Annotated in this window: 12 protein-coding genes and 4 pseudogenes; 8 read left to right on the top strand and 8 right to left on the bottom strand. The window is 60.8% G+C overall.

Annotation, left to right across the window (positions count from 1 at the left end; translation table 11 throughout):
- Positions 1–119: 119 nt before the first annotated feature.
- The 8 genes from GKR99_09835 (at position 120) to GKR99_09800 (ending at position 8480) form a co-directional block, all read left to right on the top strand.
- Positions 120–866, top strand: a complete 747-nt coding sequence (locus GKR99_09835) for an ATP-binding cassette domain-containing protein (GenBank protein NKB27825.1) — start codon at positions 120–122, stop codon at positions 864–866.
- Between the two features lie 2 nt (positions 867–868).
- A complete protein-coding gene (locus GKR99_09830; protein ID NKB27824.1) occupies positions 869–1711 on the top strand; it encodes an ABC transporter permease subunit in 843 nt (280 codons plus the stop codon).
- A gap of 37 nt (positions 1712–1748) precedes the next feature.
- Complete coding sequence (locus GKR99_09825) at positions 1749–2561, top strand: transporter substrate-binding domain-containing protein (GenBank protein ID NKB27823.1); 813 nt, start codon at positions 1749–1751, stop codon at positions 2559–2561.
- A gap of 72 nt (positions 2562–2633) precedes the next feature.
- Positions 2634–3515, top strand: a complete 882-nt coding sequence (locus GKR99_09820) for an ABC transporter permease subunit (GenBank protein ID NKB27822.1) — start codon at positions 2634–2636, stop codon at positions 3513–3515.
- Between the two features lie 37 nt (positions 3516–3552).
- On the top strand, positions 3553–4812 hold the full coding sequence (locus tag GKR99_09815) for an FAD-dependent oxidoreductase (GenBank protein ID NKB27821.1): 1260 nt from the start codon (positions 3553–3555) through the stop codon (positions 4810–4812).
- A gap of 12 nt (positions 4813–4824) precedes the next feature.
- Positions 4825–5082, top strand: coding sequence for a sarcosine oxidase subunit delta (locus tag GKR99_09810; protein ID NKB27820.1), 258 nt, complete (start codon positions 4825–4827; stop codon positions 5080–5082).
- Entirely contained in the window at positions 5072–7984 is a 2913-nt protein-coding gene (locus GKR99_09805; GenBank protein ID NKB27819.1) for a sarcosine oxidase subunit alpha family protein, read from the top strand. The genes GKR99_09810 and GKR99_09805 overlap by 11 nt, the downstream gene beginning before the upstream one ends.
- Position 7985: 1 nt before the next feature.
- Positions 7986–8480 carry a sarcosine oxidase subunit gamma gene (locus GKR99_09800; protein ID NKB27818.1) on the top strand — a complete coding sequence of 165 codons (495 nt, stop codon included), beginning with the start codon at positions 7986–7988 and terminating at the stop codon, positions 8478–8480.
- Between the two features lie 141 nt (positions 8481–8621).
- On the opposite strand, the gene GKR99_09795 is transcribed toward GKR99_09800, so the two are convergent.
- The 8 genes and pseudogenes from GKR99_09795 to GKR99_09760 all read right to left on the bottom strand — a co-directional run bounded on the left by GKR99_09795 (position 8622) and on the right by GKR99_09760 (position 17660).
- The gene (locus GKR99_09795; GenBank protein ID NKB27817.1) at positions 8622–9536 is read right to left on the bottom strand and encodes a hypothetical protein; all 915 of its coding nucleotides are present in this window, start codon (positions 9534–9536) and stop codon (positions 8622–8624) included.
- Positions 9537–9745: 209 nt separating this feature from the next.
- Positions 9746–10684 carry an XdhC family protein gene (locus GKR99_09790; GenBank protein ID NKB27816.1) on the bottom strand — a complete coding sequence of 313 codons (939 nt, stop codon included), beginning with the start codon at positions 10682–10684 and terminating at the stop codon, positions 9746–9748.
- Between the two features lie 91 nt (positions 10685–10775).
- On the bottom strand, positions 10776–11288 hold the full coding sequence (locus tag GKR99_09785) for a hypothetical protein (protein NKB27815.1): 513 nt from the start codon (positions 11286–11288) through the stop codon (positions 10776–10778).
- A pseudogene (gene pntB / locus GKR99_09780) lies at positions 11239–12678 on the bottom strand (Re/Si-specific NAD(P)(+) transhydrogenase subunit beta). The gene GKR99_09785 and the pseudogene pntB overlap by 50 nt, the downstream one beginning before the upstream one ends.
- A 12-nt stretch (positions 12679–12690) precedes the next feature.
- A pseudogene (locus GKR99_09775) lies at positions 12691–13719 on the bottom strand (Re/Si-specific NAD(P)(+) transhydrogenase subunit alpha).
- 216 nt (positions 13720–13935) lie between these two features.
- Positions 13936–14487: pseudogene (locus tag GKR99_09770) on the bottom strand (NAD(P)(+) transhydrogenase (Re/Si-specific) subunit alpha).
- Positions 14488–14490: 3 nt separating this feature from the next.
- Positions 14491–16211: pseudogene (locus GKR99_09765) on the bottom strand (dihydroxy-acid dehydratase).
- A gap of 6 nt (positions 16212–16217) precedes the next feature.
- On the bottom strand, positions 16218–17660 hold the full coding sequence (locus GKR99_09760; GenBank protein ID NKB27814.1) for an aldehyde dehydrogenase family protein: 1443 nt from the start codon (positions 17658–17660) through the stop codon (positions 16218–16220).
- Positions 17661–17665 lie beyond the last annotated feature (5 nt).

The raw sequence follows: 17665 nt of genomic DNA, 5'->3' as shown, positions 1-17665 counted from the left end.
TCGGGAATCGGAATCTTGTCAGCTTGTCACGTCCCAATTTGTTGCCATTCTTTGGCTTGGCCTTCCGGACCCCGACCACATACGCTGCGCGGGTTGAAAACAATCAAAAGCGACAAGGCATGAACGCCACTTCCCCCATCATCGAGGCGACGAACCTCGACAAATTCTACGGCGATTTTCATGCGCTGAAGGACGTCGACCTGACTGTGTATCAGGGTCAGAAGATGGTGATCTGCGGGCCGTCCGGGTCGGGGAAATCCACCCTGATCCGGTGCTTCAACGGGTTGGAGTGGCATAATTCCGGCAAGCTGGTGATTGACGGGATCGAGGTTCACGAACACGCCAAGGAAATCCGCGCGCTGCGCCAGGAAGTCGGCATGGTGTTCCAGCAGTTCAACCTGTTTCCCCACCTTACGGTTCTGGAAAACCTGACCATCGGCCCGATGAAGGTCCGCAAGATCAGCCAGAAGCAGGCGCAAGAGACGGCGCGCCAGTATCTTGAACGGGTTCACATTCCCGAACAGGCGGAAAAATATCCCGCGCAACTGTCGGGCGGGCAGCAACAGCGCGTCGCCATCGCACGATCTTTATGTATGGAAACCCGGATCATGCTGTTTGACGAACCCACCTCGGCGCTGGACCCCGAGATGATCAACGAAGTGCTGGATGTCATGGTCGAATTGGCCGACACTGGCATGACTATGGTCGTCGTTACCCACGAAATGGGCTTTGCCCGCAAGGTTGCCGACACGATGGTCTTCATGGAGGGAGGCCGCATCGTCGAAGTTTCGCCCCCCGAACAGTTCTTCACCAACCCGTCCAGCGAGCGTTGCCGCCTGTTCCTCGATCAGATCCTCGAGCACTGAAGATGAGCGTGACTGACACCACGGCCCTTCGCGGGCAGCCACTTCCCGAAGCCCCGCCTGTGCAGCGGTTTTTCAGCTCGACCGGCACCTCGGTCGCGATCTATCTGGCGGTGATCGGTCTGATCTGCTGGGGGTCCTACACCGGTGCCCAGAACATGGGCTACAACTGGCAATGGTATCGGGTTCCGCAGTATCTTTACAGTTTCACCGATGACGGGTTCCAGCTTGGCGAATTGCTGATCGGGCTGGGGGCGACATTGCAATTGTCGGTGACGGCCTTCGCGCTGGCCTGCGTGCTGGGGCTTGTGATTGCCTTGTTGCGCCTGTCAGGTCTGGTCATCGGCTCGGCGGTTGCGATTGGCTTCCTCGAATTCGTTCGCAACATCCCGCTACTGGTGCTGCTGTACCTGTTCTACTACGTTCTTGGCCCGATTTTCGGATTTGATCGTTACTGGGCCTCGATCCTGACATTGGGCGTATTCCACGCCGCGCTGATTTCCGAAATCCTGCGGGCAGGCATCAACGCCGTTGCGCAGGGCCAGTGGGAAGCCGCGAAATCCATCGGGATGAGCCCTTCACAGACCTATCGCTATATCATCCTGCCGCAATCGGTGCGCTTCATGCTGCCGCCGATGACCGGCGAGGTCGTGCATCTGATCAAATCTTCCGCAATTGTCAGCGTGATCGCAGTGGCCGAACTGACCACCTTCGGGCGCAACATCATCTCGGACACGTACATGAGTTTCGAAATCTGGTTCACTGTCGCCATGGTCTACATGGTCGTGACCCTGATCCTTTCTGTCGGCGTAAGCTATGTCGAGCGGAGATACGCCGTCGACCAATAAGCAGGAATCAACCGCTCAAACCAACAAGGAGTTCACCATGAAACTGCCAAGAAGACTTTTCGGCCTGGCCCTTGCGGCCACCGCAACCATCGGCCTTGCGCTGCCTGCAAATGCGCAAGAGCAATCTGTGATCGAAACCATCAAACAGGATGGCGTCATTCGCATCGGCCTGTCGCTGTTTGTGCCGTGGTCCATGCGCGACAAGAACGGCGATCTGATCGGTTACGAACTGGATGTGGGCCGCCAGCTGGCCGAGGACATGGGCGTCGAGGTCGAGTTTGTGCCAACCGCTTGGGATGGCATCATCCCGGCACTGGTGTCGGGCAACTTTGACGTGATCATTTCGGGCATGTCCTACACGCCGCAGCGGAACCTGACGGTCAACTTCTCGGACCCATACGCCTTCACGGGTCTGGCCATTCTGGCCAACAAGGAAATGACGGCGGGCATGTCGCTTGAAGACATGAACTCCCCCGATGTGACCTTTGCCGCACGGCGCGGCGCAACGCCTGCCGTGGTCATCGCCGAGAACTTCCCGCAGGCCGAGCAGTTGCTGTTTGATGAGGACGGCGCGTCAACCCAGGAGGTGCTGAACGGAAACGCGCACGCCACCATGGCCTCGCAGCCTACGCCGAACCGCGAAGCAGGGCGCAACCCCGAGACCCTGACCGTTATCGAAGGCGATCTGTTCGATCCGCGCGGTGAAGGTTTCGTGATGCGCAAGGGTGACCCGGATGCGCTCAATTACTTCAACAACTGGATCGCCCAGCAGTGGCGCACCGGCTGGCTGGAAGAGCGTCACAACTATTGGTTCGCCACGGAAGAGTGGGCCGATCAGGTCGCTCAGTAATCACTTGACGACAGATACCTAACTATCCGGGGGCGGTGCGCTGCCCCCGGCAAAACAACCCGAAAGTTGCCCGTGCAAAAATTCGTCAGCAGATTGAAATGGCCAGACTATCTGATCGCGGCGGTGCTGCTCGTGTTCTTCGGCTATATCTGGGTGTCGATAGAAGGCACGCTGAACTACAAATGGCGGTGGGAGCTGATCCCCAGCTACATCATCGGCTGGCACACCGGGCGCGAGGAATATTTCGCCAACCTGCTGTTGCAGGGCTTGATGGCCACCATCCGGATCAGCATCTACGCCTGTATTCTGGCACTGATCCTCGGCACGATCCTTGGGGTGGCGCGTTGCTCTGCCAACCTGACCATTCGCATGCTGGCGCGGACCTATCTGGAGTTCCTGCGCAACATCCCGCCCGTGGTGGTGGTCTTCATCTTCTTCTTCTTCCTGTCGCAACAGTTGATCGACGCGCTGGATCTGGCCCGCTGGTCCCGCAGCATTGCCCGGCAGGACGACATCTGGCTGTGGGAGTTCTTCTTCGGCGATATGCGCCGCTTCCCCTCGCTGATCTCGGGCGTCATCGTTCTGGCCCTGTTCGAAAGCGCCTTCGTGGGCGAGATTGTGCGCGCCGGTATCCAGTCTGTCCCCAAGGGCCAGCGCGAGGCTGCACGCTCCATCGGGATGAGCCGCACGCAAGAGCTGCGCTATATCGTGCTGCCGCAGGCGATGAAAAAGGTCGTCCCGCCGATGGCCAACCAGTTCATCACGCTGATCAAGGACAGCTCGATCATCTCGCTGATTTCGGTGCAAGAGCTGACGTATAAGACCGTTGAACTCGTCGCTTCGTCCCGAATGATATTCGAGGCATGGATCACCACGGCGGCGTTCTATTTCATCGTCTGTTTCGGCCTCAGCCGGTTGTTTGCGCGGCTCGAAAAACGCTCGGACCTGCGGTGAGACTTGGGGATTCCTGCTGCGGAGACGACCAGACCTAATGGCCCGCCCACAGACATACTCCATCGCCTCGCTGCTGCGTCACGGGCTGAACCACCACACCAACTGGCCGCGCGCCTGGCGTAGCCCGCCGCTGAGGGACAGCTATGATGTCATCATCATCGGCGCGGGCGGGCATGGGCTGGCGACGGCCTATCATCTGGCGCGCGATCACGGGATCACCAATGTCGCGGTGCTGGAACGCGGCTGGCTGGGGGGCGGCAATATCGCGCGCAACACGGTCACGATCCGATCCAACTATATGCGCGATGCCTCGATCCCGTTCTACGTCAAATCGGTTGCGATGTACGAAGGGCTGACCAAGGCGCTGAACTTCAACATGATGCACTCCAAACGCACCATGGTGGATGTGGTGCAGACCTATCCGAAATTGAGAGAGCTTCGGCGCCGTCAGCTGACAATGGACATTTATGGCGCGACCTATGAGCAGATTTCGGAGGCCGAGGTTCGCCGACGCATCCCGGCGCTGACAGGCGGTGGGCCGGATGCCCGCCTGCCGATCATCGGGGGCATGGTGCATACGGACGCAGGCGTGAACCGCCATGATGCGGTGGCCTGGGGCTACGCGCGGGCAATTGATGCGATGGGGGTCGAGATCCACCAGCAGACGCCGGTGGAAAGCCTGGTGCGGGCGTCGGATGGCGCGATTACGGGCGTGCAGACCATTAAGGGGTTGGTGTGCGCGCCAAAGGTCGTCGTGGCAGTATCGGGGCACACCACAACGCTGACCGAAACGGCGGGGCTGAAGCTGCCGCTGCGCACCATGAACCTGACGGCCTTCGTCTCAGAGCCCGTCAAACCGCTGGTCGATGTGATCGTGAATTGCCCCGACGCGGGCTTCTATTTCAGCCAGTCCGACAAGGGCGAAATGGTGATTGGCGGCGCGCCAGACATGGGCCAGTCCTTCCGGCGCGACATCAAGCAGAACGTGTTCGAGGATACGGTCACCGCGATGCTGTCGCTGTTCCCCTCATTCAAGAAGCTCAAGCTGATGCGGCAATGGGGCGGGCATCTGGACATTGCGCATGATGCCTCGCCCATCATGGACGAAACGGATGTGCCGGGGCTGTTCATCACGGCGGGCTGGTGGGGCGGCTATAAGGCGATCCCGGCGGGCGGGCTGACGCTGGCGCATCTGGTTGCGACCGGGCAGCCGCATGATCTGATGTCGAAATTCACCATGAAACGGTTCCGTCACCTCGACTATGTGATGGAAGCCGGCACCACGACGGCCCGGTAGGAGGCAGAGCGCATGATGAACATCCCCTGCCCGTTTTGTGGTCCGCGCAACGAGGGCGAGTTTGCCTTTGGCGGCCCGGTCAAGCCGGATCGCCCGGATCCAAATGCCGTGAGTGAGGAAGACTGGGTCACCTATCTGACGCAAGTGCCGAACCCGCTTGGACCGGTGCAGGAACGCTGGTGGCATGTGAAGGGCTGCGGCACGTGGCTGACGAGCTGGCGCGATACGCGTACCCATGACATCGTGGATGGGCCGTCCGATGCCGGGTGATCGCATGACCTCTGGCGGGCGGATTGATCGCAGTCAGCCAGTCAATTTCACCTTCAACGGGCGCGGTTATCAGGGGTACGCGGGGGACACGCTCGCCTCGGCCCTGCTGGCCAACAGCGTGCGGCTGACCGCGCGCAGTTTCAAGTATCACCGTCCGCGTGGGATCATCGGTTCGGGCGTGGAAGAACCTGCGACTCTGGTGGAACTGATGGGTGAGAACGCCAGCGGCAACCGGCCCTCAACAACCGTTGCGCTGGCCGAGGGGTTAGAGGCGCGGTCGGTGAACTGCTGGCCCTCGCCCGCATTCGATTTTGGGGCGATCAACCAGGTGATCGGGCGGTTCATCCCGGCGGGGTTTTACTACAAAACCTTCAAGTGGCCCGGCTGGCATCTTTACGAACCCTCGATCCGCAAGGCGGCGGGTCTTGCTGCGGCGCCATCCAAGCCGCCCACGACTGGTCATTTCGAAAACCGCTTCGCCCATTGTGATGTGCTGATTGCCGGGGCCGGTCCTGCGGGGCTGATGGCAGCGCTGGTGGCCGGGCGCGCCGGGCTGCGGGTGATGATCGCGGATGAGGGGGCCGAGGCGGGCGGCAGTCTGGTGAACCGCACCCAGACCATCGCGGGCAAACCGGCGCTGGACTGGGTGGTCAGGGTGACGGCAGAACTGGCCACGATGGACAACGTGACCCATCTGCAAAACGCGACGGTCTGGGCATACCGCGAACACAACTACCTGATGGTCAATGAACGCGAGCCAGAAAACCCCAGCATTCTGGAACGTAACTGGCGCGTCCGCGCAGGCCAGGTGATCTGCGCAACCGGCGCGATCGAACGCGCGCTGGTTTTCGGCAACAACGACCGCCCCGGCGTCATGCTGGCCTCGGCCGTGCAGGCCTATGTCAACCGCTATGGCGTTCGTCCCGGGCGGCACGCGGTGGTGTTCACCAACAACAATTCTGCCTATTCCGTGGCCGCCGATCTGGCCCAAACCGGGATTGAGGTCGCCGCAATTATCGACAGCCGCAAAACCGTGCCGGACGCCGCGCGCGCGGCAGTTTCCGGGATCGAGATCCTGCCCGGCCATGTGGTCACAACCACCCACGGTCGCCGCCATATCCGCGGTGTCGAGGTTGCGCCAAACGGCGGCGGAGCCATCCGGCGCATCGCCTGTGATCTGCTAGCAATGTCAGGCGGCTGGAACCCGGCGGTGCACCTTTGGTCGCAGTCGCGTGGCACCCTGCGTTATGACAACGCCCTGACCAGCTTCGTGCCCGACCACGCGGCGCAGGCTGCGATCAGCGTAGGTGCCGCGAATGGGGAACTGACCGTCGCCCAAGCGCTGCAAAGCGGCGCTGATGCGGGCGCGGCGGCGGCGGATCAGACGGCCCTTGACGAGCCGGAGGCGACCGATCTGACCTATGCGATAGAACCGCTCTGGCGGGTCGAGAATTCCAAGGGCAAGGCGTTCCTGGACATCCAGAATGACGTGACGGTTGATGATGTCCACCTGGCCTTGCGCGAAGGTTACGACAATGTCGAGCACGTCAAACGGTACACTACCGGCGGGATGGGGATTGATCAGGGCAAGACCGGCAATATCAACATTATCGGCACTGTGGCGATGCAACAGGGCGCGCCATTAGAGGAGATTGGCACAACGACTTTCCGTTCGCCTTATACGCCCGTCTCTTTCGGCTCGGTCGTCGGCAGCCGCGAAGACAGCGTCTCCCTGCCCTATCGCCACACGCCGATCACCACTTGGAACAAGGCGAACGGCGCGTTCATGTATGAATCCGGCGCACGCTGGCGCCGGCCCGGATATTTCCCGCGCGATGGCGAAAGCTTTCAGGACACGGTCAATCGCGAATGCCGCGCTGTGCGCAACGGGGTTGGGGTCTACGATGGCTCTCCGCTCGGTACGTTCGAGTTGAAGGGCCGGGATGTGGGGCGGTTCCTCGATCACATCTACACCAACATCATGTCGACGCTGAAACCGGGGCGCGCGCGCTATGGGCTGATGCTGTCCGATGACGGGCTGATCCTGGACGATGGCGTGGCGCTGCGCCTGTCGGCGCATCACTGGATCATCTCAACCTCGACCGGGCATGCCGATGCGATCAATTCGCATATGGAGGAGTTGCTGCAGACCCGGTTTCCCGACTGGAACGTGTTTGTCACCACTGTCACCAGCCAGTGGAACAACGCCACCATCTGCGGCCCGAAGGCGCGCGAGGTGATGGCCGCTTTGGGCACGGACATCGACATCTCGCCTAAGGCGCTGCCCTTCATGGGGTTCGCAGATGGCACCGTTGCAGGCATCCCGGCCTGCGTGGTCCGCGTCAGCTTCACCGGAGAGCTGTCGTTCGAGGTCAACGTCGCCCCGCGCCATCTGGCCGCGCTTTGGGACAGGATACTGGCCGCTGGCAAACCGTTCGGGATCGAACCCATCGGATCCGAGGCGAACCACGTTCTGCGGGTCGAAAAGGGGTTCCTGTCACTGGGTCACGAGGTTGACGGAACCGTGGATCCCTTCGATCTGGGCCTCGGCTGGGTGATGTCGAAGAAGAAGCCGGATTATCTGGGCAAGCATGCCGTTGCGCTGCGCCGGGCAGGCACGGAAAATCGACGCGAACTTGTGGGGCTGGTGCCGGAACCGGATACCATGATCCCAGAGGGCGCGCCACTGACCCCGGGTGGTGCGCGCAAAGCCACCGAAGGGCTGGTGACGGCCTGTGTTTTCAGCACGGTGCTTGACCGCTGGGTCGGGCTGGCATTGTTGGAAAACGGCCACGCGCGCCACGACCAGGTGGTCCATGCGCGCCTGAAGGATCGGACGATCCCGGCCCGCGTCACGGCGCCAATCCACTATGATCCCGAAGGCGAAAGGTTGCGGACCTGACATGCCCTATGACGTGATTATTGACCGATTGCCGATCTTTGCGCTGTTTGATCTGAAGGGCCGCCGGGAGGATCTGGCCACATGGGCGCCCTCTCTGCCCGGTTTTCCGACCAAGCCAAATACGATGACACGCACCGGCGATACTGCGCTGTTCTTCCTCGGGCCTGACCGCTGGCTGCTGTGCGCGGGGATCGAAGTGGAGGACGCTTTGGTCCGCGCGCTGCGCCCGTCCGAGGCACCACCAGGCATCAGCATCGTGACGGTGTCGGATACCATGACCTTCTTTCGCATCACCGGCCCGGATGCCGGTGCGGTTCTTTCCATCGCCTGCCCGCTGGACACGCACCCCGACGCCTTCGGCCCGGATGCAGTCGCCTATTCGGAGTTTTTCGGCCTCAGATCTCTGATCCTGCGCTGTGATGGCGGGTTTGACTGCGCGGTCGAGCAGAGTTTCGGTGACATGATCGCAGACCACCTGACCCGCGCGATTGCCTGAGGCCTGTCGCGGTGAAGCCCCCTGGCGCGGATTGTTTTTGCCCGGGCAGTGATCCGGGCATCGCGACTGTGCCTGAAAATGAGCCCTCCAACAGAACAGAGCGGCACCGCCTGGCACAGCTCTGATCTTCATGGCCTGCGATCAATTGGCAGCTGTCAGGATCCAGACCTGTGAGTCGTTGTTCTGCGCGTTGCGGGTCACGACGCGGTTGTCATTCTCGTTCTGATAAGCATCAAGGAAACGACCGTTGCTAAGCTGCTGGATCGTGTACTGCTTGCCGCCCAACGGCGTGATGATCCAGACCTGCGTGGCGTTGCCCTGCGAGGTGCGGGTGACAACCTGATTGTCGTTAATGCCTTCATGGGCGTCGACAAAGCGGCCATTGCTTTGCTGGCTGACAACATAGCGGTGCGTGCCCGAGACCGGCGCGATGTTCCAGCGCTGCGTGGCATTGCCCTGAAACGCGCGGGTCACCAAGGCATCGTCATTGCTGCCCTGATGGGCGTCCAGAAACAGGCTGGTGCTTTTCTGCTGGATGGTGAAAACGCCGTTCAGCTGAGGCGGGACGGACTTCTTGATGGTCCAGATCTGCGTTGCATTGCTTTGCAAATCGCGGGTCACGACCCGATTGTCGTTGATGCCTTCATGGGCATCCAGAAACCGGCCACTGCTTTGCTGTTGAATGACATAGTTGTCCGCGCTGACCTTGTTCAGGATCCAGACCTGCGTCGGGTTGCCCTGTGAACTGCGGGTCACGACACCATTGTCCGCAACCCCCTGATGCGCATCAACAAACAGAGCCGAGGCCTTCTGCTGGATCGAATAGGTGTTGCCGCCCAGGTGCTTGAAGCTCCAGACCTGCGTGTTGTTCCCCTGTTTGTTGCGGGTGACGACGTGGTTGTCCTTTTCGTTGATATAGGCGTCCAGATACCGCCCGTTGCTTTGCTGCTGGATGGTGAAATCGCCCGACAGGACCTGTGCAGAAGCTGCTGTCGCCAACGTTGCGACCATCATCAAGGCGGTGGCGAAGTACTTGAGTTTGCGGTGAAATATCATCTTGTCGTTCCCTTTGGTTATGGCCTCCGGCAACGTGAACGCTCCGGCGACGGTCTGGTTGTGGGTGCGACTGACAGGTCGAATGGTTCAATTTTTGCGCGATTACGGGCCGGAAGGCCCAAGCCGTCGCCGTCGTATGGTCGGCGTCAGTTCGCAATCGGCCAAGAATGGGCGCGCGCTGGCAAAATCGTCCCCTGGCAGGATCAACCTTATCCCGTAATCCGCCTTTGCAGAACTTCGGCCAATACGCTGACGGCCAGGGTGCGTGCGTCCCGGACCGATGGTATCAGACCAATCGGGCCTGCGACCTTCGCCAGGTCCGACCCCGTAACGCCCAGTTCGGACAGTTTGACCATGCGTTCGATTGCAGCGCTGCGGCTGCCCTGTGCCCCGACAAAGAAGGCCTCGGACGCAACCGCGCGGCAAAGGATCGGCGGTTCCCATTCGTGATCATGAAAGAACAGCACAATGGCCGAAAACCGGTCCGGGCAAAGGTCTTCGGGGAAGACGGCCGAGGTCAGGTGACGTGTCTGGCAACCTGCGTTCTGCGCCGCAGACAGGGTCTGTGTATCGGGGGACAACAGCAGGTTCGGATACCCCGCAGCCTGGACCAGCGCCGCGATCGAGATCGCCTCGGGGCCTTTGCCAAACAGATAGAAGAACGTCTCGGGCTCGATCCGGACGGTCATGGTGTCGCCTTGCCGCCGGGTTGCGCCCTGATCGTGCAGCCCCAATCGCCCCGATGACAGGTCGACATCAAGCACGGCGATCTTGCGGGCTTCGTGGTGCGCGACAAGGTCACGCAGTGTGGCCTGGTCGGGGTTTGGGATAAGCGCAATCTCAAGCCCGCCGCCGCAGGGCAATTTGATATCCACGAATGGCGAACCGCTGCCATAGACCAGGCGGGTCGGCACGCCGCTTTTTAGGCAACGGGCGGCATGGACGGCCATGTCAGCCTCGATACAGCCCGAAGACAAGCTGCCAACCAGCGCCCCATCACCCAATATTACCATGGTCGCGCCAAGCGGTCGATAGGACGGCCCGTCAACCCCGGTGATCACCGCCAGTACGCCAGCCCCCTGGGCCTGCGCCAGGGCGCGGATCGGTTCAACCTCGGATGCAGTTGGAAAGCTGGACTGATGTAACACCGGTGCGACCGATCTCCGTATTGAGGCATTCAACAGGTGCCTGGCCTGCGTCCTGGCACAGGCCAGGCGCGAACATCACCCAGACCGCGCCTCAGCCACCGTCATAAAAGCTGCGCAGCAGATCGAGTGCCGAGGCCGCCGTCGCCGGATTGGCATCGTTCCAGAACCGGTCACTGCCCAGGTCGGCAAACCCTTCGAACCCTTCCAGATCACGGGAATCAACGTTCTTGAAGCCCATGGACCAGTCGCCAAACATGCGCGTTTCAATCTTGCCTTCCTGCACGACGATGATCGTGTGATGCCTGTCGTCGCCGGAAATCCGGTGCCAGACATCGTCGATCCTGTCGTCAGGCCCTTCGAGCACCTGAACGAAATTCCCGCGCGCGAAGTCCTGATTGTACCGATAAATCAGCAGCCCGGTAATGTCGTCCGCAGCGTTGCGCGCCCGGCTGTGCTCTAGCAATACTGACAATTCATCAGTTTGAAAGGGCTTCTCGGCCTGGCTGACGTATACGATATGCTTCATGTTTCTTTCGCCCCTCAGAAGGACCGGATTATCGCAGCACCGGTAGCAGACTGTCCACCGAGGCTTTGGCGTCACCATAGAACATGCGCGTGTTGTCCTTGTAAAACAGTGGATTTTCGATGCCTGAATATCCCGTCCCTTGCCCGCGTTTGGACACGATCACCTGTTTCGCCTTCCAGACTTCCAGCACCGGCATCCCCGCAATGGGAGAGTTCGGATCCTCTTGCGCGGCCGGGTTCACGATGTCGTTTGAACCGATGACGATCACAACGTCTGTATCCGGGAAGTCGTCATTGATCTCGTCCATTTCCAGCACAATGTCATAGGGCACTTTGGCCTCAGCAAGTAGTACGTTCATGTGCCCCGGCAAGCGGCCCGCGACAGGATGGATACCAAAACGCACGGTCTTGCCCGCAGCGCGCAGCTTGCGCGTCAGTTCAGCCACCGATTGCTGGGCCTGTGCGACGGCCATGCCATAGCCCGGTACGATGATGACGCTGTCGGCGTCGTTCAGGGATGTCGCCACACCATCGGGGTCGATGGCGATCTGCTCACCCTCGATGGCCATTGCCGGACCCGAAGTGCCGCCAAATCCCCCAAGGATCACGCTGACAAAACAGCGGTTCATTGCCTTGCACATGATGTATGACAGGATCGCGCCCGAGGATCCGACCAGCGCCCCGACCACGATCAGCAGGTCATTGCCAAGGCTGAATCCGATCGCCGCCGCCGCCCAGCCGGAATAAGAGTTCAGCATTTAGACGACCACCGGCATATCCGCGCCGCCGATCCCCATGATCAGGTGATAGCCGATGAACAGGGCGGCCAATGTCATCAGCAGCAGCGGCAGGAAGCCACCGGTATTGAAATACCAGACCAGGCAGACCACCGATGCCAGCGCCGCGCCTGCATTCAACAGATGCCCGCCGGGCAGCTTGGTCGCCGCCGAAGTGACTTTGCCGGCCAGCTTTCCGAATGCCACGACCGAACCGGTGAACGTCACCGCACCGATGAAAACGCCAAGGAATAACTCGACCCGAAGAATGCTGACCTCGACCGAGGATTTCTTGGCGATCAACGCCGCAAAGCTGCCCATGTCGCCCGGATCCTGCCCGGCCAGCAGTGCGGCACCGACATTTCCAATCTCAAAATGCGCATTGAAGCCGACAAAGACCGCCGCCAGACCGACAAGCGAATGCATCGCCGCGACCAGCTGCGGCATCTCGGTCATCTGAACGCGTTGCGCCACATAGGTGCCGATGGCCCCGCCAACAACGATCAGCACCAGTGACAGCAGCCAGAAGCCCGAACCGGGACCGATAAGCGTGGCAACAACGGCCAGCGCCATTCCGGCGATCCCGTACCAGACCGCACGTTTGGCACTTTCCTGATCAGAAAGCCCGCCAAGCGACAAGATGAAAAGGACGGCTGCGACGATATAGGCCGCTGTTGTGAATCCCAGTTCCATTGCCGGCCCCCCTCACGATTTCTGGAACATGGCAAGCATGCGCCGTGTGACAAGAAAGCCACCGAATATGTTGATCCCGGCCATCAGGACCGAAAGTGCGGCCAGAATGATCACCAGCCACGCCCCCGATGCAATCTGCATCAAAGCGCCCAAAATGATGATCGAGCTGATGGCGTTCGTCACCGCCATCAGCGGCGTGTGCAGCGAATGCGCCACGCCCCAGATCACCTGGAAGCCGACAAAGACCGCCAGTACGAAAACGATGAAATGCTGCATGAAGCTTGGTGGCGCCACCGTCCCCAGTGCCAGCATCGCCACCCCACCGGCAACGATGATCGCGACCTGTTGTCTGGTTTGGGCCTTGAAGGCGGCAACCTCGGCGGCGCGTTTTTCTTCCGGCGTCAGTTCCGGCGGCGGGGGCGCTTTGGGCTGCGCGGCGATGGCCTGCACCTTGGGCGGCGGCGGCGGAAACGTTATTTCGCCCTGATGGGTTACGGTCGCGCCGCGGATCACGTCGTCGTCCATATCGTGATTGATCTGGCCGTCCTTTTCAGGGGTCAGATCCGCCATCATGTGCCGGATATTGTTGCCGTACAGGCTGGAGGCCTGCGCCGCCATGCGGGACGGGAAGTCGGTGTAACCGACGATGGTTACACCGTTTTCGGTCACGATTTTCTCGTCCGCAACGGTCAGTTTACAGTTTCCGCCCTTTTCGGCCGCAAGGTCGACGATGACTGAACCAGGCTTCATCGCCGCGACCATGTCTGCGGTCCAAAGCTCGGGCGCTTCGCGGTTGGGGATCAGGGCGGTGGTGATAACGATGTCAATTTCGGGGGCCAGTTCGCGGAACCTGGACAGTTGCGCTTCGCGGAATTCGTCTGACTGAACGCTTGCATAGCCGCCCGTTGCGGCGCCATCCTGGGCGTTATCCTCAAAATCGAGATAGACGAATTCGGCCCCCATGCTTTCGACCTGCTCGGCCACTTCGGGGCGCACATCGAACGCATAGGTAATGGCCCCGAGCGAGGTCGCAGTGCCGATTGTGTTGAAAAACTCCGAAATCAGAGCGTCGCGGATTTCTTGCGAAAACCTATGAAGCGAAATAGTCGGAAAGCTTTGACCACGAGACAGCGCATGGCTGCGCGTGAGCGCATGTAGGCGATTTGGGCCGACCCCCGCGCCAAAAATTTAGGATCGGGCTGCATGGAAAGAAAAATCATCGTTCAGGCCCTAAAACGGAGTTTTTCAACACAATCTGCCGATAGCGGCCAGTCCCGCAACGCCCGCGCCAACGACCAAAACCTTGGCGGGCGGCACCTTGCCCGCCGCTGTCACTTGGCCGGTAAAGAAGCGGCCAAAGTTGTTGCCCGCCTCGATAACCGCCCGGTAGCCCGCGATATTCGCCATGGACGACAGTGCGTCCATCTTCTGGGCGCGGCTGATGCGGGGCACCATCTCCATTGCGATGACATTCGTGCCAGCGGCTTTCGCGGCGTCCATGCCAGCTTGGTTCGCGGCTGGGTTGAAGAAGGAAATCAACGTCTGATCCTTGCGAAGCAATGCCAGTTCGTTTGCATCCGGCTGGCGGACCTTGGTGACGATGTCGGCGTGCTTCCACAACGCGTCTGCGGTCTGCAAAACCGCGACTCCGGCAGTTTCATAGGCCGCGTCTGAAAATCCGGCGGCGGCCCCGGCACCGGCCTCGATGGCGCAATCATAGCCCAGTTTTTGCAGGAAACCCGCACTTTCCGGCGTCATGGCAACGCGGGCTTCGCCGGGCCATGTCTCCCGGGGCGTTCCGATTTTCATTGGCTAGGCCTCCTTACCGGGGACGGGCTGCATGAAGGCGAAATCGCAGCCTTCGTCAGCCTGCAACACTTCTGCCGCATAAAGCCGGTCGTATCCGCGCCGCTTTTCCGGCGGCACGACATCGGGCGTCCATGCGGCGCGGCGGCGTTCCAACTCGTCGTCATCGACAAGCAATTCGATGCGCTTTTCTGCAACCGACAGGCGGATGCGGTCGCCATTCTGCACCAGCGACAATGGCCCGCCCGTGGCGGCCTCGGGCGCGACGTGCAGAACGATGGTGCCGAAGGCTGTACCGGACATGCGCGCGTCCGAGATACGCACCATGTCTTTCAGACCCTTGGCGCTGAGTTTCTTCGGAATTGGCAGATACCCCGCCTCGGGCATGCCCGAGGCACTTTTCGGCCCGGCGTTCTGCAAGACCATGAAGTCGTCTGCCGTGATGTCGAGGTCGGGGTCATCAACCCGGTTCGCCAGGTCTTCGAGGGAGGTGAAAACCACCGCGCGCCCCTCTTTCTCAAACAAGGTCGCATCCGCAGCTGAGCGTTTCAGGATGGCGCCGCGCGGCGCAAGGTTGCCGAAAAGCGCCACCAACCCGCCTTGCGGTTCAAGCGGTTCGCTGGCGCGCGAGATGATGCGGTGATCGACATAGCCGGGGTCAACTTCCAGGCGGTCACCCAGCGTTTCACCAGTGACCGAGATCGTGTCCAGATGCAGCAAGGGCTTCAATTCGCGCAAAACCGCGCTCATCCCGCCAGCATAGAAGAAGTCTTCCATATAGTCCGAACCGACGGGCTTGAGGTTCACCAGCACAGGCGTGGTGTCGGACAATTCGTTCAGCCGTTCCAGCGACACCGGGATGTTCAGGCGCCCGGCCACGGCGGTCAGGTGGATGATGGCGTTTGTCGACCCGCCAAGTGCCAACAGCACGCGCATCGCGTTTTCGACCGATTTTTCGGTGATGATCTGGCTTGGGCGGATCGGATTGACGATCATCAGGGCGGCGGCCAGGCCCGAAGCTTCGCCGGCCCGCAGCCGGTCCGCATGAACGGCCGGGATGGCCGCAGAACCGGGCAAAGACATGCCAAGCGTTTCGGCGATACAGGCCATGGTCGACGCGGTGCCCATCACCGCACAGGTGCCGCCGTGGTCGCCAGCTTGCCTTCGATCTGGTTAATCTCGGCGTTCGAAACTTCGCCCGCGCGATATTTGCCCCAGAACCGTCGGCAATCGGTGCAGGCACCCAGGCGTTCTTCGCCATGGCGCGAGGTCATCATCGGCCCCGCCACCAGTTGCACCGCTGGTAAATCCGCCGACGCCGCGCCCATCAATTGCGCAGGCACAGTCTTGTCGCAGCCGCCCATAAGCACAACCGCGTCCATCGGTTGGGCGCGGATCATCTCCTCAGTGTCCATGGACATCAGGTTGCGGAATTTCAGGCTGGTTGGGCTGAGGAAAACCTCACCCAGTGAGATCGTCGGAAACTCCACCGGCAGGCCACCGCCCAGCAGAACGCCGCGTTTCACCGCCTCCAGCAGTTCCGGGAAATGCCGGTGACAATTGTTGAACCCCGAAAAGCTGTTGGCGATGCCGACAATCGGTTTCTTCAGCACATCCTGACTGTAGCCCATCGACGACGCGAAGGACCGCCGCAGATACAGCGAAAAGTCGAAATCGCCATAGTTGGTCAGGCCCCGTGCGAAGCCATGCGCATTTTCATCAGTCATGGGCGTCTATCCTGCCTGCTTGATCTTGACGTATTTCGGATCGAGGTAGTCATGGATGCCCTGACTTCCCCCTTCGCGCCCCATTCCGCTTTCCTTGACGCCGCCAAAGGGGGCTTCGGCAGTTGCCAGAAGCATCTCGTTCACGCCAACCATGCCAACCTCAAGATCTTCATAGGCGCGGGTTGCCATGCTGAGGTTGTTCGAGAAGACATAGCCTGCAAGACCGAAGGGCAACGCGTTGGCGCGGGCCATCACCTCGTCATAATCAGTGAAGGTGGTGATGGGGGCGATGGGGCCAAAGGGTTCCTCGTTCATGACAAGGGCGTCGTCAGGCACCCGGCCCAGCACGGTCGGTTCGACGAAATAACCCTTGTTGAACCCCGCAGGCGGCTTGCCCCCCGCCAGAAGCTCGGCCCCGCGATCCAGGGCGTCCTGTGTCATCTTCTGAATCGTCTCAAGCCCGCGCTTGTTGGCCATCGGACCAACCTGAACTCCTTCGTCAAGGCCGTGGCCGATTTTCAGCGACTTGGCAATTTCCGCAAAGCGGGCCGAAAAGGTATCATAGCTGTTTTCGTGAACGTAAAACCGTGTCGGCGAAATGCAGACCTGTCCGCAGTTGCGGAATTTCGTTGGGGCGCAAACCTCGGCCGCGGCCACCGGATCGAAATCGTCGAACACCACAACGGGCCCGTGTCCGCCCAACTCCATCGAGACTTTCTTGACGCCCTCGGCAGCCAGCGCAAGGATCTGTTTTCCTACGGGCACCGACCCTGTGACGCTGACCTTGCGCACAATCGGAGAGCGGATCAGCTGTTCTGCGATCCCACCCGAATTGCCGGTGACGAAATTGACAACACCGGGCGGAATTCCGGCATCGGCGCAGGCCTGAACGATGGCAGCGCAGCAAGCCGGGGTCTCTCCGGCGGGTTTAACGATGATCGAACAGCCCGCGGCCAGCGCGGCCGCGATTTTGCGCGATGGCAGCAGCGCCGGGAAGTTCCAGGCCGAAAATGCAGCGACCACGCCAACCGGTTGATAGATCACGGCCATGCGGCTGTCGCCGGTGCGTGCCGGGATGGTTTGCCCATAAATGCGCTTGGTTTCCTCGGAAAACCATTCGAAGTGGTCCGAGGCAGCAAGCGTTTCGCCCATCGACTCGGCCAGGGGTTTGCCGGTTTCCAGCGACATGAGTTCGGCAATCTGCGCCTGACGTTCACGCATCAGGTCCGCAACCTTGCGGATCTTGGCCGCACGATCCCATGGCCCGGTCCTGCGCCAGACGGCAAAGCCGTCCTCGGCCGCTTTCAGGGCCGCGTCGATATCGTCGGCTGTCGCCACCGCGATTGTGCCAAGAACCTCCTCGGTCGCGGGGTTGTTGACCGGCTTGGTTGCCCGGTCCGAGGCCGCGCGCCAGGCGCCGCCGATAAACAGATTCATGTCCTGGTACATTCCAG

It is taken from the genome of Paracoccaceae bacterium (assembly GCA_012103375.1).
Classification (GTDB): Bacteria; Pseudomonadota; Alphaproteobacteria; order Rhodobacterales; family Rhodobacteraceae; genus WLWX01.
Note: the sequence above shows the minus strand (reverse complement) of the source record. Positions and strands in the feature narration are given on the sequence as shown.